Here is a 19,118-nt window from a genome sequence, read left to right as displayed (position 1 = left end):
ATCTGGTCTAGACCGGGGCGGAACCTGCCGTTCCCGTTCGGAAAAGCTTCTGGCCGCAGGCCCGGCGAAGGATGGGAGCGAAGTGTCGCGGAGCGCCCCACCGGGAGGGGCGCCGCCGCCAACCGCAGAGGGGAGAGAGTGCTTCGCCCCCGCCCGGATGGGACGAAGCCGCTCCGGAGGACCCGCGATGAAGCGATTCTGGGACCGGGCCGACTATGCCGAGGTGCCTGGCGGCTTCGCCATCACGCTCGACGGAAAGCCCCTGCGCCTGCCCGGCGTGGATGGCCGCGCCGCCGGCTTCGTCCTGCCCAGCCGCCCGCTAGCCGAGGCCGTGGCCGGAGAATGGCAGCAGGCGGGCGGCGGAAAGGGCGGCGAGATGAGCCTGGACGAGGTGCCGCTCACCCGCCTCACCGCCACCGGGCTGGACCGGATCGCGCCGGACCCCGGCCCGACGGTGGAGGCCATTGCCCGCTATGCCGAGACCGACCTGCTCTGCTACCGCGCCGAGGATCGCCGCCTCGCCGCGCTGGAATCGGCGGAATGGGACCCTGTCCTCGACTGGTGCGCGACTTGCCACGGCGCCCGCCTGCACCCGACCAGCGGCATTGGCTACCGCATGCAGGACCCGGAAGCGCTGGAACGGCTGCGGGACGCGGTGGCGGCGCATTCGCCGCTGGAGCTTTCCGCCCTGGGCCTCGCCGTTCCGGCGCTGGGCAGCCTCGTGCTCGGCCTGGCGCTTTCCGCCGGGGCACTGGACCCGGTCGCGGCGCACCGTCTCTCCATCGTGGACGAGACCTACCAGGAAGCCTTCTGGGGCGAGGATGCCGAGGCCCTGGCGCGGCGGGAAAGGCTGGCCGCCGACGTGGCGCTTTCGGCCCGGCTGCTCTTCCTGGCGAGGGCGCACTGATGGCGGCGCGGCTGATCCGCATCCGGGGACGCGTGCAGGGCGTGGGGTTCCGCGACTGGCTGCTGCGCGAGGCGCGGGCGCACGGCCTCGCCGGCTGGGTCCGCAACCGGCAGGACGGGTCCGTGGAGGCGCTCCTGTCCGGCGACGAGGCGGCCGTGCGCGACGTGCTGTCCGCCTGCCGCCGGGGCCCGCCTCTGGCCTGGGTGGACGAGCTGGTGGAATCCTTCGCCGAGGCGCCGGACGAACCGGGCTTCCGCCGCCTGCCGACGGCCTGAGGCGGGGACTACGCCTCCCGGATCGCCGGCTCGCAGGCCACCGGGAAGTTGACCGAGCTGGCGATGAAGCAGCGCGCATGCGCCTCGTGGTGCAGGGCGCGGGCCAGTTCCGAGTCGCAGCCGGCGCAGATCGTCACCAGCGGGCGGAGGGTCGCCCCGACGAAGCGTCCGCCCACGCCTTCCTCCACCATCTCCGCCTCCGCCTCGTCACGATAGGCGGTCACCACCACCCCCGCCTCGGCGCAGAGGTGCAGGTACTGGAGTTTGTGGCAGGCCGAGAGCGAGGCGAGCAGCAGTTCTTCCGGGTTCCAGCGCGTGGCATCGCCCCGGAAGGCCGGGTCGGAGGAGCCTTCGACCGGCGGCTTGCCGGGCGACTCGATGCGGTGGTCGCGGCCATAGGCGCGGTAATCCGCCGTGCCCCTGCCGCGGTCGCCCGTCCAGACGACCGTGACCCGGTAGCGATGGCTTCGTGCGTGCATCCCCGTCCCCCTCACCTCGCACCGTGCCCGGAGCGGCTTGCGTTCGCCCCGGCCCGCCCCAATCTGCTGTTTTGACAGCATTTTCGCGCGTCCGGATGGGTCCATCCGGACGCGATCTGCTCTAGCCACGCGGCGGAAGGCGTGTCGAGGGGGCGAATCAGCCGCCGGCAGTGAGCGGCGGGGTCTGCTGGTGCTGCACCACGCGCCATTCCTCATGCCCCAGACGGCGATAGGTGGAGGTGCAATGCGCCACATAGGGCTCCGAACCCTCGCGCTCCGCCTCGGCCCTGTAGGCCACCACGATCAGCCCTTCCTGCGGGCGCATGACCTGGCGCTCTTTGAGCGCCACGCTGGTCCAGCGCGGCGTGCCCGACACCGCCTCGATGGCCTGCTGCCCGCTCATCACATAGGGCGGCTGGGGCAGGACCATCAGGCATTCGTCGTCGATCGAGGCGCGGTAATGCGCGGCATCGGCGGTCCAGAGGCTCGTTTCGAAATCCCAGACCCGGTCGTCGTCCATCGCGTTCCTCCCTTTCCGACACCGGCACAACGCATGGGCGGTGGATTCAGCGGGGTTCCGGACCGGCGGCTCGCGGCATCGGCATCGCGCGGCGAGGTGGAGCTGCGCCCCGCGCCGGGCGCAGCGCCGACCCGTGCGTTCACGGGCGCGCTTGCATCCTGCACTGCAACAGTCCATATGCCGCCCACCGGCGATCCGCGCCGGTCATGCTCCCTGACGCGAGCGGGCCGCTTCCATCATGGCCCTGCGGCGGAGCAACCTTCTCCCGGGCCGCCATCCGCGTCGTTCGCGGCCCACTGGAAGACGCTCTTGCCCCAGGGAAGCCATGGGCCGGGCGCTTCACGGACCGATCGAACACTGATGACCGATTTCCTGACCCTCGGCCTCGCGTCGCCCATCCTGCGCGCGCTGGACGAAGAGGGCTACACCACCCCGACCCCGATCCAGGCCCAGGCCATCCCGGCCGCCATGGAAGGGCGGGATGTGCTGGGCATCGCCCAGACCGGCACCGGCAAGACCGCGGCCTTCGCGCTGCCGCTGCTGCACCGCCTGATCATGGACAAGCGCCGCGCGCCGCCGACCGGCTGCCGCGCGCTGATCCTGTCGCCGACGCGCGAGCTGGCGGCGCAGATCCATGACAGCATCAAGGCCTATGGCCGCCACCTGGGCCTGCGCAGCGCGCTGATCTTCGGCGGCGTTCCGGAGAACCCGCAGCGCCGCGCGCTGTCGGGCGGCGTGGACATCATCGTCGCCACGCCGGGCCGCCTGCTGGACCATATCGGCACGCGCAACTGCCGGCTGGATTCGCTGGAGGCCTTCATCCTGGATGAGGCCGACCAGATGCTGGACCGGGGCTTCTGGCCCGCGATCCGCCGCATCTCGGGGATGCTGCCGAAGCAGCGCCACACGATGTTCTTCTCCGCCACCATGCCGGAGGCCATCGCCTCGCTCGCCAAGGACCTGCTGCGCGAGCCGGTGAAGGTCGAGGTCACGCCCGTCGCCACCACGGCGGAGCGGGTGAACCAGCGCGCCATCCATGTGAGCCGCGACGGCAAGCGCACGGTGCTGGCCGACATCCTCCGCAAGCCGGAGGTCGGGCGCACCCTGGTCTTCTCCCGCACCAAGCACGGCGCCGACCGCATCGTGAAGCAGCTGGAGCAGGACGGGCTCGCCGCCAACGCGATCCATGGCAACAAGAGCCAGGGCCAGCGTGAGCGCGCGCTCGACGCCTTCAAGCGCGGCACGGCGCCGATCCTGGTCGCGACCGACATCGCCGCGCGCGGCATCGACGTGTCCGGCGTGACGCATGTGATCCAGTACGACCTGCCGGAAGTGCCGGAGACCTATGTCCACCGCATCGGCCGCACCGCGCGCGCCGGCGCCTCGGGCGAGGCCATCGCCCTGGTGTCGCTGGACGACGTGCCGCTGCTGCGCGCGGTCGAGAAGCTGACGCGCCAGGCGGTGCCGGCCGAGGGCGACATCCCGACCGGCCCGGTGCCGCGTGCCCCCGGGCGCCAGCAGAACCGCGGCCGTGGCGGCCAGGGCCGCCCCGGCGGCGCGCCCCGCCCGGCGGGTGGGCATGGTGCCGGCGGCAGCGGCCGCGGCGATGCCCGCCGCCCGCAGTTCGCGGGCGACCGTAAGCCGGCGGGCGGCCATCGCCCGCATGGCGAGAGCCGCGACCGTCGCGCCGATCACGCGCGCCCCGAGGGCGAGGCCAAGAGCCGCTCCTGGCGGGACAGCGATTTCCGCGACACGGACCGTTCCGGCACGCGCTGAACGACTCCGGAGGGCGGGTTCCGCGCCCGCCTGCCTGACCTGATCGAGCCCGGCTTCCCCTTGTGGGAGGCCGGGCTTTTTCATGCCCGCCCGCTTCCCGCCGGGCTGTCGCCGCCGGGCCGGGTGGGTAGGATGGACGCGCCCCGGACAACCCGCGAAAGGGCCCCCGCTTGAGCTTCGTCGCCCCTCCCATCCCGCCCGGCATCGTCTGTGCCGCCGATTACGAGGCCGAGGCGCGGCAGCGCATGGATGCCACCGCCTGGGCCTATCTCTCGGGTGGCAGCGCGGACGAGCTGACCCTCCGCTGGAACCGCGAGGGCTTCGACCGTCTACGGCTGCGTGGCAGGGTGCTCGCGGACATGGCGGGTGCCAACACGCGGCTGGATCTCCTCGGCGCCCCGCTGGAACACCCCATGCTGGTGGCGCCGATGGCCTTCCACCGGCTGGCGCATCCGGGCGGCGAGGCCGCGACCGCGCTGGGCGCGGCGGCGGTCGGCACGGGCATGGTGGTCAGCACCCAGTCCAGCATCCCGGTCGAGGAGATCGCCGCGCAATACGCGGCGGGCGGCGGGCGCGCGCCGCTCTGGTTCCAGCTCTATCTCCAGCACGACCGCGGCTTCACCCGCGCCCTGATCCAGCGGGCGGAAGCCGCCGGCTGCACCGCGCTGGTGCTCACGGTGGATGCACCGGTCAGCATCCGCAACCGCGAGGCCCGGGCTGGCTTTACCCTGCCGCCGGGGATGGAGGCGGTGCATTTACGCGGGCTCCCCCCCGCCCCGCCGAACCGGGCCGGCATGGCGGAAAGCGCGGTCTTCCAGGGGATGCTCGATGCCGCGCCGACCTGGCGGGACCTGGAATGGCTGCGAGCCGCCACGCGCCTGCCGATCCTGCTGAAGGGCGTGACCGACCCGGAGGACGCGTTGCGCGCCGCCGGGGAAGGCATGGCCGGGATCATCCTGAGCAACCATGGCGGGCGGGCGCTGGACACGCTGCCGGCCACGATCGACCTGCTGCCCCCGATGGCGGAGCGGCTCGGCGGGCAACTGCCGATCCTGCTCGATGGCGGCATCCGGCGCGGCACGGATGTCGTGAAGGCGCTGGCGCTGGGCGCGAAGGCGGTGCTGGTCGGGCGGCCGGTGCTGCACGCCCTGGCCGTGGGCGGGCCCGTGGGCGTGGCGCACCTGCTGAAGATCCTGCGCACGGAGCTGGAGGCCGCGATGGCGCTGACCGGCTGTCGCGACCTTGCCTCGATCGGGCCGGAGGCGATCTGGCGGGGCTGAGAAGGCGGGGCGGGAGGCTGTCCCGCCCCCATCCGTTTCAGCCCTCCCCCGGCTCCTTGGCGTCGATCAGTTCCGGCGTCTTGGCCAGCGGGAACTCGCGGCCCTGGTCCGGGTCGATCGGGCGGCTGCGCCGGGCCGGCGGCAGGGTCTGCGGCTGGCCGGTTTCCAGTGCCCGCTCGATCGCCTCCAGCACCCGCACGTCGAGGAGGCCCTCCTCGCCGCCGGGCTCCGGATCGCGGTCGTTCAGGATGCAGTCGGAGAAGTAGTCCGTCTCGCCGGCGAACTGGTCCACCACGGGGAACTCCCGCGTGCTGGTCTCCCCCTCCACGGTGGCGATGTGCTTCGGGGAAACGCCGGGGCCGAAGCCATAGGCGCTCTCGACATAGAGGTCGCCCTTGGTGCCGGTGACGCGGTAGGTGCCGGTGCTGGCGCCCGTGTAGCTGACGGTGAACTGCGCCAGACGCTCATCCGGGAAGCGCAGCGTCACCGCCACCGTGTCGTCGAGCTCCATGCCCGAGTCCGGCGTGCGGATGCCCATGGCCGAGACCTCGACCGGTTCCGCGCCGAAGAGGTTGCGCACGGCGTTCAGCGGATAGGGCCCCATATCCGTCACCGGCCCGGCCCAGTAGCCATGCTTGGCGCGGTGGTTGGAGGGGCTGACAAACTGGCTGAAATTCGAGACGAAGGAGCGGATCTCGCCGAACTCGCCGGAGCGGACGCGCCGGATCGCCTCCAGCGTGCCGGGCTCGAAATGCAGGCGGTAGGCGATCAGCAGCTTGGCGCCCGAGGCCTTCGCGGCGGTGTTGATCGCCTCGCACTGGGAAGCGCTCACCGCCATCGGTTTCTCCAGCAGCACATGGATGCCGGCCTCCAGCGCGGGCACGGCGAATTTCTCGTGCTGGTCGTTGGGCAGGGCGAGGTAGATCGCGTCGATCTCGTCCGAGGCCAGCAGTTTCGCGTAATCGTCGTAGTGGTAGCTCTTCAGCCCGTAGAGCGCGGCCAGCTTCTCCGCCTTCACGGGATCGCCGGTCACCAGCGCGGTCATCTCGGAATTCGTCGTCTGGCCGACACCCGGCATGAAGGCGGCCTGCGAAATCCAGCCGCCGCCCACCACGGCATAGCGTACCTTGCGACCCTTCACCTGACGTGCGGGCATGGCGGTCTCCTTTTGCGTCCTGTGCGCCGCGACAACGCCTCGGCGCGCCGGGTGTTGCCTGCGGCGGCCATGTTGCCCTGCGGCAGGCTCCGTCCGAACCTGCCGGACGACAGAATCCCCTCTGGACCGGATGCCCATGACCGAATCCGCCGCCGCCCTGCATGCCCGCTATGGCGAGGCCGCGCCCGACACCGCCATCCCCTGGAATCCCGCGCTGGACCTGCTGCTGTCGCATCGCTCGGTGCGGGCCTACCGGCCCGACCCGCTGCCGGAGGGTACGCTGGAGGCCCTGGTCGCGGCGGCGCAGTCGGCGGCCACCTCCTCCAACATGCAGGCCTGGTCGGTGGTCGCCGTCACCGATCCGGGCAGCAAACGGCGGCTCGCGGCGGTGGCGGGCGGCCAGCGGCATATCGAGCAGTGCCCGCTCCTCCTCGTCTTCCTGGCCGACCTGTCGCGCCATGCCCGGCTGTCGGAGCGGACGGGCCAGCCCCTGGAAGGGCTGCCCTTCCTGGAGACCTTCCTCGTCGCCGCATTGGATGCCGGGCTCGCGGCGCAGAACGCCGTGATCGCGGCGGAATCGCTGGGGCTCGGCACGGTCTATATCGGCGCCCTGCGCAACGATGTGGAGGCGGTGGCGGAGGAGCTCGGCCTGCCGCCCGGCGCCACGGCGGTCTTCGGCCTCTGCGTCGGCCATGCTGCGCCGGATGGTGGGGCGGTGAAGCCGCGCCTGCCGCAGGCGGCGGTCCTGCACCACGGGCGCTACGACCCGGAGGCGGACATGCGCGCCCTGCCCGGCTATGACGCGGCGCTGGAGGCGTTCAGCCGGGCGCAGGAGCGCAGCCCCTATACCTGGACGCAGCGGGCCATGGCGCGCTGGGGCACGTTGCGCGCCATGGCGGGGCGGGACCGGCTGCGGGAGGCACTGGGAAGGCTGGGCTTCCCGCTGCGCTGAGCCCCGGCCCCCGCAAGGGGGCGCCCTCAGGCCAGCACGTAATGCCCCTGCGAGACCTCCCGCAGCGCCGCGTCGGGCGCGGCGGGCTTCGGCTCGTAGAAGAGGCGCTGCCGGGCACGCTCGCGGTCCGGGTCCGCGATCGGCGCGGCGGACAGCAGCGCCTTCGTATAGGGATGCTGCGGGTCGCCGAAGACCTGCGCCGTGGTGCCGAGCTCCACGATGCGACCGCGCAGCATCACCGCGACGCGGTGGCAGAGGTGGCGCACCATCCCCAGGTCGTGCGCGATGAAGAGATAGGCCATGCCCATCTCTTCCTGCAGGTCCATGAACAGGTTCACGATCTGCGCCTGGATCGAGACGTCGAGCGCGGTGATCGGCTCGTCCGCCACGATCAGCTTCGGGCGCAGGGCGATGGCGCGGGCGATGCCGATGCGCTGCCGCTGGCCGCCGGAGAACTGGTGCGGGAAGCGGTCCATGAAGCGCGGGTCGAGGCCGACGAGGCGGAACAGCTCGGCCACCTTCTCGCGCTGCTCCGCGCGCCCGTGGACGGCGCCGTGGTTGGTCAGCGGCTCGCCCACGCTGTCGCCCACGCGCATGCGCGGGTTCAGCGAGGCATAGGGATCCTGGAACACCACCTGCAGACGCTGGCGCACGCGGCGCAGGCTCTGCTTGCGCAGGCGGGTGATCTCCTCGCCCTCGAAGAAGACGCGCCCGGCGGTGGGTTCCTCCAGCCGCAGCACCAGCCGGCCGGTGGTGCTTTTGCCGGAGCCGGACTCGCCGACCAGGCCCAGCGTCTCGCCCGGCTGGAGGTCGAAGGAGATCCCGTCCACGGCGCGCACCGTATGCGTCACCTTGCCGAAGAGGCTCTTGCTCACATAGTGCCGGGTCAGCCCCTCCACGCGCAGCAGCGGCTCGCGCGCGGCCCCATCGGTCGTGGCCCCATTGGTCATGATCCCGGCGCTCATGCCGCCACCCCCGCCGCGCGGGCGGCGCGCAGGTCGTACCAGGCGGCGACGAGATGGCCGGGCTCGCCTTCCGCCGCCTGCACCAGCGGCGGCACCTCGGTCAGGCAGCGCTCGGTGGCCAGCGGGTTGCGCGGGGCGAAGGGATCGCCCGCCGGCGGACGGTACATGTCGGGCGGCGATCCGGGGATCTGGTAGAGGCGCTTGCGCTTCGCGGCCGGGGTCGGGTCTGGGACAGGCACGGCATCCTCCTCCTCCGGCAGGGAGCGCAGCAGGCCCCAGGTATAGGCGCTGCGCGTGTCGTGGAAGACGGCGCGGGCGGGGCCGCGCTCCATGATGCGGCCGCCATACATGACCTGCACATTGTCGGCGAGGCCGGCGACCACGCCCATGTCGTGGGTGATCCAGATCATCGCCATGCCCAGCTTGCGCTTGAGGTCGCGCATCAGGTCCAGCACCTGCGCCTGCACCGTCACGTCGAGCGCGGTGGTGGCCTCGTCGGCGATCAGCAGCTTGGGCTCGCAGGCGATGCCGATGGCGATCATCGCGCGCTGCCGCATGCCGCCGGAGAACTGGTGCGGGTACTGCTCCACGCGCTTCTGCGGATCGGGGATGCCGACCAGGTCCAGCAGCTCCACCGCCCGCTTCAGTGCCGCGCCGCGCGAGAGCTTCAGGTGGCGACGCAGCGATTCGCAGATCTGGTAGCCGACGGTGAGGACCGGGTTCAGCGAGGTCATCGGGTCCTGGAAGATCATGCCGATCTTGCCGCCGCGCAGCTCCTGCAGCTCCGCCTCGCTCATCCGCAGCAGGTCGCGCCCCTCGAAGAGCGCGCTGCCGGCGGCGATGCGCCCCGGCGGCTTGGGGATCAGCCCCAGCATGGACAGGACGTGCACGCTCTTGCCCGAGCCGCTCTCGCCCACGATGCCCAGCGTCTCGCCCGGCTGCAGGGCATAGCTCACGCCGGTCACGGCATGGACCGTGCCCTCCCAGGTGTCGAAACGGACCGTCAGGTCACGGACATCGAGCAGCGGCGCCGTCATCGGGCAATCTCCGGCCAGGGCATGGCGGACCTCATCAGGGGTTCGGGATGGGGGACGGAAGGGGCGGCGGGGGAGGACGCCACGAGACGCAGGCGCGGCCGGCCCGCGGCCTCCGGGCCCGGGGTGGGAGCGGGCGCCGGGAGGGGAAGGCGGTGGTCCTGCGCCAGCATCGCCCGGGCGAGGGAGCGGGTGGCCGCTGCCACGGTCCCATTCACCGCTGCCCGCACGAACCAGGAGAGGTGCGCTGTCAGGGCGGCCTCGTCCGGGATCTCCTCCGCCGGCGCCTCGGCCCCGCTTTGGGCCAGGGCGAGGATGGCGAGCAGCCGGCGCTCGTCGCCGGTCACCCGGAGGCAGCCGGGCGCCTCCATCACGATCGGACGGCGGGCGCCGAGGCCCAGCAGGAAGAGGAAGCGGTACACGGCGCGTGCCGTCTCCTCCCCCTCTCCCTCGAAGGCACCGACGATGCCCTCGTGGATCTCGGCATCCTCCCCTCTTTGGACGACGGTCCGGAGGCACCAGAGCAGCAGGTGCTCGCTGGAGGTCAGGCGCAGCAGGTCGCAGGGAAAGGTCATGGCCCGGGCAGGATAGCCATGCGTTCTGATAATGCAAACGAATTGCAATTGCATTTGCAAAGAGGGTAAGCTGGCCCATGGGGCGACGCCGCCCGGAACCGGAGATGTCCCATGCACGATGCCCGCCAGAGGACCTGCGAGAGGCGACAGGTCTGGTCTCTGTCCCCGGTCGAGAACCTGATGCTCTGGTCGATGCGCGCCTGGGTGCTGGATCGCTTCCACGGAATCGCCCTGGCGGACGAGATCGAGGAGGCGATGGAAGCCATCGGCGCGCCGGAGGCGCTGCACTCGCTCGACGGCATGATGGGTGCCCTCAACGGCGGCGCGCTGCGGCTGATCGAGGTGAACTGCGTCTGCTGCGAGGAGGTGAGCCCGGACGAGGCGGCCCTGCTGGAATGCCTCGCCCTGGCGCAGAAGGACCGGCCGGCCGAGGCGGCCCGGCGGCTGGCCGGACTGGCCATGCCCCATACGCTGGAGGAATGCGCCCGGGCCATCCTGCCCCTGGCCCGGCAGTTGCGCCGGGCCGGGCACGACCTGCCGCTGCCGGCCGGGGGCGGAAGCGGCATCGTGGTGCCGTTCAAGGCCCGGCCGGCGGCCTCGACCATGCTGCACTGACCCGTTCCCTCATCGGGAGAACCGGGCGCCGCCTCAGCCGAAGACCTCGGCCCAGGCGCCGCGCAGGGCCGAATCGGCCTCCTCCATGGTCGCGGGGATGCCCAGCGCGTGCAGGCTGGTGACGCCGTGCTCGCTGATGCCGCAGGGGACGATGCCGCCGAAATGCGATAGGTCCGGCTCCACGTTCAGCGCGATTCCGTGCCAGCTCACCCAGCGCGTCACCCGCACGCCGATGGCGGCGATCTTGCTCTCCCGCCGCGTCACCGGATCGGCGACCCAGATGCCGACCCGCCCCTCGCGCCGCTCGCCCTTCACGTTGAAACGGTCCAGGGCGCGGATGATCCATTCCTCCAGCCCGTGGACATAGGCCCGGACGTCCCGCGCCACGATGCCGCCATGCGGCCTGGTCAGGTCGAGCATGACATAGGCGGTGCGCTGGCCGGGGCCGTGATAGGTCCATTGCCCGCCGCGCCCGGCCTTGAAGACGGGGAATCGCGCATCCACCAGCCCCTCCGCCGTGGCGGAGGTTCCGGCGGTATAGGTGGGCGGATGCTCCACCAGCCAGACGGCCTCCCCGGCCGTGCCGGCGCGGATGGCGGCGGCGCGTGCCTCCATGGCGGCCAGCGCCTCGGGATAGGGCGTGCGCCCTTCTACCACCGTCCAGAGGGGTCCCTCCCCGCCTCCCTGCCCATCTTCCGGCCCGGCTTCAGGGAGGAGGGAGAGACGTTCAGGCGAAATCACTGTCATGGGGGCCGTTGCTAGGTTCGTGTTCATCGGTTATAGGCGCCTCGTCTGCACGCGGTCGTGGCGGAATGGTAGACGCGCCAGCTTGAGGTGCTGGTGGGGGAAACCCCGTGGAAGTTCGAATCTTCTCGACCGCACCAGATTTTCTTCATCCAGGCATCTCTCCCCGAACGCCCCCCGCTGGTAAGTCTGAACAGTCAGTGCTGACTGTTGACGTTGGGGCGCAGCCCGATCCGGCTGCTGCGAAGAGGGCATCATGGACGAGGATTTCCGCAAAGCCGCGCTCGATTACCACCGGCTCCCGCGTCCGGGAAAGCTGAGCATCGAGCCGACCAAGCGAATGGCCACGCAGCGCGATCTCGGACTGGCCTATTCGCCCGGCGTCGCCGCCGCCTGCGAGGAGATCGCGGCGAATCCCGAAACGGCCTACGACTACACCACGCGCGGCAACATGGTGGCCGTGATCACCAATGGCACGGCCGTGCTCGGCCTCGGCGCCATCGGGGCGCTGGCCTCCAAGCCGGTGATGGAAGGCAAGGCGGTCCTCTTCAAGAAGTTCGCCGGCATCGACAGCGTCGATATCGAGGTCGAGGAGCGCGACCCGCAGAAGTTCATCGATGCGGTCTCGGTGCTGGAGCCCTCCTTCGGCGCCATCAACCTGGAAGACATCAAGGCGCCCGAGTGCTTCGAGATCGAGCGCGAGCTGCGCGCCCGGATGAAGATCCCGGTCTTCCACGACGATCAGCACGGCACCGCCATCATCGTCGCCGCCGCCGTGCGCAACGGGCTGCTGCTGCAGGGCAAGGACATCTCCCAGGCCAAGATCGTGGCCTCGGGCGCCGGCGCGGCGGCGCTCGCCTGCCTCAACCTGCTGGTGGAGATGGGCGCGAAGCGCGAGAACATCACCGTCTGCGACATCGAGGGCGTGGTCTATGAGGGCCGCACGACCCTGATGGACCCCTACAAGGCGCGCTATGCCCGCCAGACCAACGCCCGCAAGCTGCCGGACGTGCTGGCCGGGGCCGACGTCTTCCTGGGCCTCTCCGCCCCGCGGGTGCTGAAGGCCGAATGGCTGCCGAGCATGGGCGAGAAGCCGCTGATCCTGGCGCTCGCCAATCCGGAACCCGAGATCCTGCCCGAGGCCGCCCGCGCCGTGCGGCCGGACGCGATCGTGGCCACCGGCCGTTCGGACTACCCGAACCAGGTCAACAACGTCCTCTGCTTCCCGTTCATCTTCCGCGGCGCGCTGGATGCCGGCGCCACCACGATCAACGAGGAGATGAAGGTCGCGGCGGTGGAGGCCATCGCCCGCCTCGCCCGCATCGAGGCCAGCGAGGTGGTGGCGGCCGCCTATGGCGGGCAGGCGCCGGTCTTCGGGCCGGACTACATCATCCCCAAGCCCTTCGACCCGCGCCTGATCCTGGAGATCGCCCCGGCCGTGGCCAAGGCCGCCGCCGAGAGCGGCGTCGCCACCCGCCCGATCGCCGACCTCGCCGATTATCGCCGCAAGCTGGAGCGCCATGTCTTCCGCTCCGGCGACCTGATGCGCCCGGTCTTCGAGGCCGCGCGCAAGTCGCCGCAGCGCGTCGCCTATGCCGAGGGCGAGGACGAGCGCACCCTGCGCGCGGTGCAGACCGTGCTGGACGAGGGGATCGCCGAGCCGGTGCTGGTCGGCCGGCGCGAGGTGATCGCCGCCAAGGTCCAGGCCATGGGTCTGCGCATGGACCTGGAGAAAAGCGTCACCATCCTGGACCCTGTGGCGGATGCGGAGGTCTTCGGGCCGCTCACCGATGTCTACACCCGCCGGGCGGGGCGCCGGGGCGTGCCCCCGGACGCCGCCGCGCTGAACGTCCGCACCCGCCCCACCGTGGCGGCGGCGCTGCTGCTGGAGGCGGGCAAGGTGGACGCGGCCATCGTCGGCGGCACCGGCGAGTGGATGCGCCACTGGCACCAGGTGAACGACATCATCGGCAAGGACCCGCAGGTGGGCCGGGCCTATGCGCTGACCGGCGTCATCACCCCGGCGGGCAACCTGTTCTTCGTGGACACGCATCTGCTGGTGGAGCCCACGGCGGAGCAGGTGGCAGAGATGACGCTGCTCGCCGCGCAACAGGTGCACGCCTTCGGCCGCCGGCCGCGCGCGGCGCTGCTGTCGCATTCCTCCTTCGGCGCCTCGCAGGCCCCTTCGGCCAAGAAGATGCGGGACGCGCTGAAGCTGATCCGCGCCAAGGCGCCGGACCTGATGGTGGATGGCGAAATGCATGCCGATGCCGCGCTGATCCCCGCGATCCGCGACCGCGCGGTCTGCGACAGCCGGCTGGAGGGTGCGGCGAACCTGCTGGTCTTCCCGAACCTCGATTCCGCCAACATCGCCTACAACCTGGTGAAGGCGGCAACCGACGGGCTGCAGATCGGGCCCATGCTGCTGGGCATGCGCAAGCCGGTGCATGTGCTGGTGCCCTCCGTCACCGCCCGCGGCATCGTCAACCTGACGGCGCTGGTGGTAGCCAAGGAGGTCCAGGCGCAGGAGCACGCCTGACACTCGCGCCTCTCCCCCGCCCCTCCCGGAAGGGGGGCGGCCGGGGGCGATGGACCCTGGCGCCGGGCGGCCCGCGCCCCCATTCTTCCTGCATGGCGAAGCCGCCCGTCCTTCCCCCTTCCGGTCCCGCCACCCCGAGCCGGGCGGTGGCCGGTTTCCTGCGGCGGGCGGAGACCCTGCCCGGCCTCCGCCTCGCGCCGCGTCCGCGCCCGGCGCGCCTGCTCTTCGGCATCGACGCCACCGCCAGCCGCCAGCCGGCCTGGGACCGTGCCTGCGCCGTGCAGGGGGAGATGTTCCTGGCGGTGCGCGGCCTGGGCGGCATCGCGGTCTCGCTGGCCTATTACCGGGGCTTCGGGGAATTCGCCGCCACGCCCTACCTGAACGATGGCACAGAGCTGGCGCGGCGCATGTCCGGCTTGTCGTGCCTCGGCGGCCGCACCCAGTTGCTGCGGCTGCTGGATCATGCCCTAGCGGAAACCGGGCGGGACCGCCTCGCCGCGCTGGTCTTCGTCGGCGATGCGCTGGAGGAGCCGGCGGACCCGATCTGCCATGCCGCCGGGCTGCTCGGAAGCAGGCGGACGCCAGTCTTCCTGTTCCAGGAAGGCCGCGACCCGGCTGTGGAGAACGTGTTCCGGCAAGTCGCCCGGCTTTCCGGCGGCGCCTGGGCCCCCTTCGATTCGGCCTCCCCGAGCGCCCTGGCGGATCTGCTGCGGGCCGTGGCGGTCTATGCGGCGGGGGGTCACGCCGCCCTGTCGCGGCTGCCCGGCACGGCGGCCCGGGCCCTTGCCCGGCAGCTCCCGGCGCCCGCCGGCGCATGATCCCGGCACTCCCCTCCGTGGCGCCTCGCTGCTCCGCGCCACCGGCGACGGCGCGCCGGGAGGGGCGCTGAAGCCCCATGGTGTGGATCGCACTCGGCAGCCTCGTGCTGCTCCTGGCGCTGTTGGCGCTGCGCGGCTTCGCCAGCGCCTCGGTGACGCAGGTCCGGGCAGCCTTGCTCTGGTTCGGCGCCTTCCTGGCCCTGGCTGTCGGCGGCCTGCTGGTCGTCAGCGGGCGAGGGCCGATGGCGCTCTTCCTGCTCTTCACCCTGGCGCCGCTGGCCTGGCGCCGGTGGCAGGCCCGGCGCCTGGCGGCGAGCTTCGGCGCCACCCCGCCGCCGCAGGGAGCGGCGGAGGATGTGGTGGAGACGGCGACCCTCTCGCTGCGGATCGACCCCGCCACGGGCACCATGTCGGGAACGGTGCTGCGCGGCCGCCACGCCGGATGCGACCTCGCCATGCTCCGGCGATCACAAATCGAAGAAATTTTTGCTGATTGCCTGGAGAATGATCCGGATAGCGTGCCTCTCCTGGAAGCATGGATTGCCCGGATGCAACCGGGAGACGAGGCGGAGCCGCCCCGTCCCGGCGCGCCTCCGATGGGTCGGGAGGAGGCCCTGGCGGTGCTCGGCCTGCACGAGGATGCCAGCCCCGATCAGGTCAGGGCCGCCTATCTGCGCCTGATGCGGGTGGCCCATCCCGACCGGGGAGGCTCGGACTGGCTGGCGGCACGGCTCAACGAGGCACGCGATACGTTGCTTCGTTGAAATATTAACCTACAACCACAAGTGGCTTTACCCGCGGGCTGACAGCGGCCAAGCCTCATGGCAATCCTAGCCCTGCGTTTCGAAAGGACCCGATGTTGTGAACAAGCCTCTTCGCAAGGCTGTCCTGCCCGTCGCGGGCCTGGGCACGCGCTTCCTGCCCGCCACCAAGGCGCTGGCCAAGGAGATGCTGCCCGTCGTCGACAAGCCCCTGATCCAGTATGCGGTGGAGGAAGCCCGGGAAGCGGGTATCGAGCAGTTCTGCTTCGTCACGGGCCGCGGCAAGACGGCCATCGTCGAGCATTTCGATGTCGCCTACGAGCTGGAGCGCACCCTGGAGGAGCGTTCCAAGACCGAGCTGCTGGAGATGCTGCGGCACCAGTCCCTGCCGCCGGGCAGCATCACCACGGTGCGCCAGCAGATCCCGATGGGCCTGGGCCATGCCATCTGGTGTGCCCGTGCCTTCATCGGCGACGAGCCCTTCGCCATCCTGCTGCCCGACGACCTGATGCTCTGCGAGACCTCCTGCACCAGGCAGCTCGCCGATGCCTATCAGGAGACCGGCGGCAACGTGGTGGCGATCGAGGAGGTCCCCATGTCGCGCGTCAAGAACTACGGCGTGCTCGACGTGGCGGAGGACAAGGGCAAGCTGGTCTCCGTGAAGGGGCTGGTGGAGAAGCCCGCTCCGGAGGAGGCGCCCTCGAACCTCACCATCATCGGCCGCTACGTGCTGATGCCGGAGGTGGTGCAGTACCTCTCCCGCATGGAGCGCGGCGCGGGCGGGGAGGTGCAGCTCACCGACGCCATGGCCAAGCTGATCCCCGACCAGCCCTTCCACGGGCTGCGCTACGAGGGCCGCCGCTTCGACTGCGGCGACAAGGGCGGCTTCCTGGAAGCGCAGATCGCCTTCGCCCTGAAGCGGCCGGACCTGGCGGACAAGGTGCGCGAGTTCCTGCCCAAGTACTGCGACTGAGAAGGGCCGCCACTTGCGTATCGCCATGATCGGGGCCGGCTATGTCGGCCTCGTTTCCGGAGCCTGCTTCGCGGAGTTCGGCGTGGACGTCCACGTCGTGGACAGCGACGCGGAGAAGATCCGGGCCCTGCGGGAAGGGCACATCCCGATCTACGAGCCGGGCCTGGACCGGCTCGTGGAGGATAATGTCCGCGACGAGCGGCTGCACTTCACCACCGATCTCACCGAGGCGGTCCGGCGGGCCGATGCGGTCTTCCTGGCCGTCGGCACGCCCACCCGGCGCGGCGACGGCCATGCGGACCTGACCTATGTCTATGCCGCCGCCGAGCAGGTGGCGCGGGCGGCGGAAGGGCCGCTGGTGCTGGTCACCAAGTCCACCGTCCCGGTCGGCACGGGGCGGGAGGTGCAGAAGATCGTCCGCCGGGCCCGCCCGGACCTGGACATCCAGGTCGCCTCCAACCCGGAATTCCTGCGCGAAGGCAGCGCCATCGGCGACTTCATGCGTCCGGACCGGGTGGTGATCGGGGTGGAGAACGAGCGTGCCGAGGCGGTGCTGCGCCGGCTCTACCGCCCGCTGAACCTGATCGAGACGCCGATCCTGGCCACCGGGCTGGAAACGGCGGAGCTGATCAAATACGCCGCCAACGCCTTCCTGGCGGTGAAGATCTCCTTCATCAACCAGATGGCCGACCTCTGCGAGAAGGTGGGTGGCGACGTCCATGCCGTGGCCAAGGGCATGGGGCTGGACGGCCGCATCGGCCGCAAGTTCCTCCATCCCGGCCCGGGCTTCGGCGGCTCCTGCTTCCCCAAGGACACGCTCGCCCTGTCCCGCACCGCGCAGGACCATGGCGCGCCCATGTCCATCGTGGATGCGACCGTGGCCTATAACGACGCGCGCAAGCTGGAGATGGCCGAGCGCGTCATCGCGGCCTTCGGCGGCGATGCCCGTGGCAAGACCGTCGCCATCCTGGGCCTGACCTTCAAGCCCGAGACGGACGACATGCGCGAGGCCGCCTCGCTCGCGGTGATCCCCCGGCTGGTGGAAGCCGGGGCCAGCATCCGCGCCTATGACCCGCAGGGCTCCGGCCATGCCCGCCAGATCCTGCCCGGGAGCGTGGTCTTCGCCGAGAACGCGCTGGATGCGGCGCGCGGCGCGGACGCGACCGTGCTATTGACGGAGTGGAACGAGTTCCGCGCCCTGGCGCCGGAGAAGCTGCGCCAGGCCATGCGCGGCGACCTCGTTCTGGACCTGCGCAATGCCTGGGAGCCGGAGGCCATGCGCCAGGCCGGCTTCCGCTACCACTCCATCGGACGATCCTGAGGAACCCGCATGACGTTCCAGCATAAATTCGACCCGACCAGCCTGCGCGAGTACGACATCCGCGGCATCGTCGGTAAGACCCTGTCCGGTGAGGATGCCTTCGCGATCGGCCGCTGCTTCGGCTCCGTCGTGAAGCGCGAGGGCGGCTCGGTGGTCGCGGTCGGCTATGACGGCCGCCTGTCCTCCACCATGCTGGAGGAGGCGCTGGTGAAGGGCCTCACCGCCTGCGGCCTGAAGGTCCTGCGCGTCGGCTGCTGCCCGACCCCGATGCTCTATTACGGCGCCTATGAGCTGAAGGCCGATGGCGGCGTGATGGTGACGGGCAGCCACAACCCGCCCGACTACAACGGCTTCAAGATGGTGCTGAAGAACAAGCCCTTCTTCGGCGCGCAGATCCAGCAGATCGGCACGATGGCGGCGGCCGGCGACGTGGTGGAGGAGGCCCAGGGCTCCTCCGAGACCGTGGACATCGCCGACAAGTACGTCGCCCGCATGATGCAGGACTATGACGGCGGCGACCGCGAGCTGACCGTGGTCTGGGACCCGGGCAACGGCTCCGGCGGCGAGATCACCGAGAAGCTGGCCAAGGTGCTGCCGGGCAAGCACATCGTGATCAATGCCGAGATCGACGGGCGCTTCCCGAACCACCATCCCGACCCGACCGTGCCGAAGAACCTTGAGCAGATCATCGCCGAGGTGAAGAAGCAGAAGGCCGACCTCGGCATCGCCTTCGACGGCGACGCGGACCGGCTGGGCGTGGTGGATGACGAGGGCCACATGCTGTTCGGCGACCAGCTCCTGGTGGTGCTAGCGCGCGACGTGCTGAAGTCCATGCCGGGCGCTACCATCATCGCCGACGTGAAGGCCTCCCAGGTCCTGTTTGACGAGGTCGAGAAGGCCGGCGGCAAGCCGCTGATGTGGAAGACCGGCCACTCGCTGATCAAGCAGAAGATGGCCGAGACCAAGGCGCCGCTGGCCGGCGAGATGTCGGGCCACACCTTCTACGCGGACAAGTGGTACGGCTTCGACGACGCCCCCTACTCCGCCGTGCGCCTGCTCGGCATCGTGGCGCGGATGTCGGAGAAGCTCTCCGACGTGCGCAAGGCGCTGCCGCAGGTGATCAACACCCCGGAGCTGCGCTTCGACTGCCCCGAGGAGAAGAAGTTCGTCGTGGTGTCCGAGGTGAAGGACCGCCTCGCCAAGGCCGGCGCGAATGTGCAGGACGTGGACGGCGTGCGGGTGCTGACCGAGGACGGCTGGTGGCTGCTGCGCGCCTCCAACACCCAGGCGGTGCTGGTCGCGCGCTGCGAGGCCAAGAGCGAGGAAGGGCTGGAGCGGCTGAAGGCCAGCCTGTCCGAGCAGCTCCAGGCCTCCGGCCTCGCCGCGCCGGATTTCTCGGGCGAGAACGCGGGGCACTGACGCTTCCGC

19 protein-coding genes and 1 tRNA gene are annotated in these 19,118 nt (G+C 71.0%); 13 read left to right on the top strand and 7 right to left on the bottom strand.

From position 1 onward, the window contains the following. The first annotated feature begins 187 nt into the window (after window positions 1–187). Both RGI145_RS05685 and RGI145_RS05680 read left to right on the top strand, forming a co-directional pair. A complete protein-coding gene (locus RGI145_RS05685) occupies window positions 188–907 on the top strand; it encodes an ATP12 family chaperone protein (RefSeq protein WP_075797597.1) in 720 nt (239 codons plus the stop codon). Then, a complete protein-coding gene (locus RGI145_RS05680) occupies window positions 907–1,182 on the top strand; it encodes an acylphosphatase (protein WP_075797596.1) in 276 nt (91 codons plus the stop codon). Before RGI145_RS05685 ends, RGI145_RS05680 begins: the two co-directional genes overlap by 1 nt. Before the next feature lie 8 nt (window positions 1,183–1,190). On the opposite strand, the gene RGI145_RS05675 is transcribed toward RGI145_RS05680, so the two are convergent. Beyond that, window positions 1,191–1,661 carry an OsmC family protein gene (locus tag RGI145_RS05675; RefSeq protein ID WP_075797595.1) on the bottom strand — a complete coding sequence of 157 codons (471 nt, stop codon included), beginning with the start codon at window positions 1,659–1,661 and terminating at the stop codon, window positions 1,191–1,193. 157 nt (window positions 1,662–1,818) lie between these two features. Then, window positions 1,819–2,181, bottom strand: coding sequence for a DUF4440 domain-containing protein (locus tag RGI145_RS05670; protein ID WP_075797594.1), 363 nt, complete (start codon window positions 2,179–2,181; stop codon window positions 1,819–1,821). 360 nt (window positions 2,182–2,541) lie between these two features. Between RGI145_RS05670 and RGI145_RS05665 the strand changes: the two genes are divergently transcribed. Together RGI145_RS05665 and RGI145_RS05660 are read left to right on the top strand one after the other, a co-directional pair. Continuing rightward, window positions 2,542–3,957 (top strand): DEAD/DEAH box helicase, encoded by a 1,416-nt coding sequence (locus RGI145_RS05665; protein ID WP_075797593.1) that lies wholly within the window; start codon window positions 2,542–2,544, stop codon window positions 3,955–3,957. Between the two features lie 170 nt (window positions 3,958–4,127). After that, entirely contained in the window at window positions 4,128–5,237 is a 1,110-nt protein-coding gene (locus RGI145_RS05660) for an alpha-hydroxy acid oxidase (protein ID WP_075797592.1), read from the top strand. A gap of 37 nt (window positions 5,238–5,274) precedes the next feature. Here the strand turns inward: RGI145_RS05660 and RGI145_RS05655 are convergent, their stop codons facing one another. Further along, window positions 5,275–6,393 carry a Gfo/Idh/MocA family protein gene (locus RGI145_RS05655; RefSeq protein WP_075797591.1) on the bottom strand — a complete coding sequence of 373 codons (1,119 nt, stop codon included), beginning with the start codon at window positions 6,391–6,393 and terminating at the stop codon, window positions 5,275–5,277. Between the two features lie 136 nt (window positions 6,394–6,529). Between RGI145_RS05655 and RGI145_RS05650 the strand changes: the two genes are divergently transcribed. Next, window positions 6,530–7,345, top strand: a complete 816-nt coding sequence (locus RGI145_RS05650) for an NADPH-dependent oxidoreductase (protein WP_208863933.1) — start codon at window positions 6,530–6,532, stop codon at window positions 7,343–7,345. A gap of 26 nt (window positions 7,346–7,371) precedes the next feature. Here RGI145_RS05650 and RGI145_RS05645 read toward each other — a convergent pair whose 3' ends face one another. The 3 genes from RGI145_RS05645 to RGI145_RS05635 are packed head-to-tail and all read right to left on the bottom strand — an operon-like array spanning window position 7,372 to window position 9,919. Continuing rightward, window positions 7,372–8,310, bottom strand: a complete 939-nt coding sequence (locus tag RGI145_RS05645; protein ID WP_083670457.1) for an ABC transporter ATP-binding protein — start codon at window positions 8,308–8,310, stop codon at window positions 7,372–7,374. Continuing rightward, window positions 8,307–9,347: an ABC transporter ATP-binding protein gene (locus RGI145_RS05640; protein WP_075797588.1), complete on the bottom strand. Its 1,041-nt coding sequence runs from the start codon at window positions 9,345–9,347 to the stop codon at window positions 8,307–8,309. The genes RGI145_RS05645 and RGI145_RS05640 overlap by 4 nt, the downstream gene beginning before the upstream one ends. Further along, entirely contained in the window at window positions 9,344–9,919 is a 576-nt protein-coding gene (locus RGI145_RS05635; protein ID WP_075797587.1) for a hypothetical protein, read from the bottom strand. The genes RGI145_RS05640 and RGI145_RS05635 overlap by 4 nt, the downstream gene beginning before the upstream one ends. A gap of 111 nt (window positions 9,920–10,030) precedes the next feature. Here RGI145_RS05635 and RGI145_RS05630 point away from each other — a divergent pair, with 111 nt between their 5' ends. Further along, complete coding sequence (locus RGI145_RS05630; RefSeq protein ID WP_027279934.1) at window positions 10,031–10,534, top strand: hypothetical protein; 504 nt, start codon at window positions 10,031–10,033, stop codon at window positions 10,532–10,534. 33 nt (window positions 10,535–10,567) lie between these two features. Here RGI145_RS05630 and lipB read toward each other — a convergent pair whose 3' ends face one another. After that, window positions 10,568–11,191: a lipoyl(octanoyl) transferase LipB gene (lipB, locus tag RGI145_RS05625; protein WP_027279935.1), complete on the bottom strand. Its 624-nt coding sequence runs from the start codon at window positions 11,189–11,191 to the stop codon at window positions 10,568–10,570. A 141-nt stretch (window positions 11,192–11,332) separates the two neighbouring features. On the opposite strand from lipB, the gene RGI145_RS05620 reads away from it, so the two are divergent. The 7 genes from RGI145_RS05620 to pgmG all read left to right on the top strand — a co-directional run bounded on the left by RGI145_RS05620 (window position 11,333) and on the right by pgmG (window position 19,109). Beyond that, window positions 11,333–11,418, top strand: a tRNA-Leu gene (locus RGI145_RS05620). Window positions 11,419–11,534: 116 nt separating this feature from the next. Then, window positions 11,535–13,817: an NADP-dependent malic enzyme gene (locus RGI145_RS05615; RefSeq protein WP_075797586.1), complete on the top strand. Its 2,283-nt coding sequence runs from the start codon at window positions 11,535–11,537 to the stop codon at window positions 13,815–13,817. A 146-nt stretch (window positions 13,818–13,963) separates the two neighbouring features. Continuing rightward, on the top strand, window positions 13,964–14,635 hold the full coding sequence (locus RGI145_RS05610) for a hypothetical protein (RefSeq protein WP_083670455.1): 672 nt from the start codon (window positions 13,964–13,966) through the stop codon (window positions 14,633–14,635). A 77-nt stretch (window positions 14,636–14,712) separates the two neighbouring features. Next, window positions 14,713–15,399, top strand: a complete 687-nt coding sequence (locus RGI145_RS05605) for a J domain-containing protein (protein WP_075797584.1) — start codon at window positions 14,713–14,715, stop codon at window positions 15,397–15,399. Between the two features lie 97 nt (window positions 15,400–15,496). Further along, the gene (gene galU / locus RGI145_RS05600; RefSeq protein WP_075797583.1) at window positions 15,497–16,369 is read left to right on the top strand and encodes a UTP--glucose-1-phosphate uridylyltransferase GalU; all 873 of its coding nucleotides are present in this window, start codon (window positions 15,497–15,499) and stop codon (window positions 16,367–16,369) included. A gap of 13 nt (window positions 16,370–16,382) precedes the next feature. After that, entirely contained in the window at window positions 16,383–17,690 is a 1,308-nt protein-coding gene (locus RGI145_RS05595; RefSeq protein WP_075797582.1) for a UDP-glucose dehydrogenase family protein, read from the top strand. A 9-nt stretch (window positions 17,691–17,699) separates the two neighbouring features. Next, complete coding sequence (gene pgmG, locus RGI145_RS05590) at window positions 17,700–19,109, top strand: phosphoglucomutase/phosphomannomutase PgmG (protein ID WP_075797581.1); 1,410 nt, start codon at window positions 17,700–17,702, stop codon at window positions 19,107–19,109. Window positions 19,110–19,118 lie beyond the last annotated feature (9 nt).

The sequence above is a fragment of the Roseomonas gilardii genome (genome assembly GCF_001941945.1).
GTDB lineage: Bacteria > Pseudomonadota > Alphaproteobacteria > Acetobacterales > Acetobacteraceae > Roseomonas.
This window is presented reverse-complemented; position numbering and strand designations above follow the sequence as displayed.

Excerpts from the sequence above, each read along its gene's own strand:
- RGI145_RS05630 (WP_027279934.1), top strand. The coding sequence starts at position 10,031 with ATGCACGATGCCCGCCAGAGGACCTGCGAGAGGCGACAGGTCTGGTCT.
- RGI145_RS05615 (WP_075797586.1), top strand. The coding sequence starts at position 11,535 with ATGGACGAGGATTTCCGCAAAGCCGCGCTCGATTACCACCGGCTCCCG.
- RGI145_RS05640 (WP_075797588.1), bottom strand. The coding sequence starts at position 9,347 with ATGACGGCGCCGCTGCTCGATGTCCGTGACCTGACGGTCCGTTTCGAC.
- RGI145_RS05665 (WP_075797593.1), top strand. The coding sequence starts at position 2,542 with ATGACCGATTTCCTGACCCTCGGCCTCGCGTCGCCCATCCTGCGCGCG.
- RGI145_RS05670 (WP_075797594.1), bottom strand. The coding sequence starts at position 2,181 with ATGGACGACGACCGGGTCTGGGATTTCGAAACGAGCCTCTGGACCGCC.
- RGI145_RS05680 (WP_075797596.1), top strand. The coding sequence starts at position 907 with ATGGCGGCGCGGCTGATCCGCATCCGGGGACGCGTGCAGGGCGTGGGG.
- RGI145_RS05635 (WP_075797587.1), bottom strand. The coding sequence starts at position 9,919 with ATGACCTTTCCCTGCGACCTGCTGCGCCTGACCTCCAGCGAGCACCTG.
- RGI145_RS05650 (WP_208863933.1), top strand. The coding sequence starts at position 6,530 with ATGACCGAATCCGCCGCCGCCCTGCATGCCCGCTATGGCGAGGCCGCG.
- pgmG (WP_075797581.1), top strand. The coding sequence starts at position 17,700 with ATGACGTTCCAGCATAAATTCGACCCGACCAGCCTGCGCGAGTACGAC.
- RGI145_RS05605 (WP_075797584.1), top strand. The coding sequence starts at position 14,713 with ATGGTGTGGATCGCACTCGGCAGCCTCGTGCTGCTCCTGGCGCTGTTG.
- RGI145_RS05675 (WP_075797595.1), bottom strand. The coding sequence starts at position 1,661 with ATGCACGCACGAAGCCATCGCTACCGGGTCACGGTCGTCTGGACGGGC.
- RGI145_RS05655 (WP_075797591.1), bottom strand. The coding sequence starts at position 6,393 with ATGCCCGCACGTCAGGTGAAGGGTCGCAAGGTACGCTATGCCGTGGTG.
- RGI145_RS05645 (WP_083670457.1), bottom strand. The coding sequence starts at position 8,310 with ATGAGCGCCGGGATCATGACCAATGGGGCCACGACCGATGGGGCCGCG.
- RGI145_RS05685 (WP_075797597.1), top strand. The coding sequence starts at position 188 with ATGAAGCGATTCTGGGACCGGGCCGACTATGCCGAGGTGCCTGGCGGC.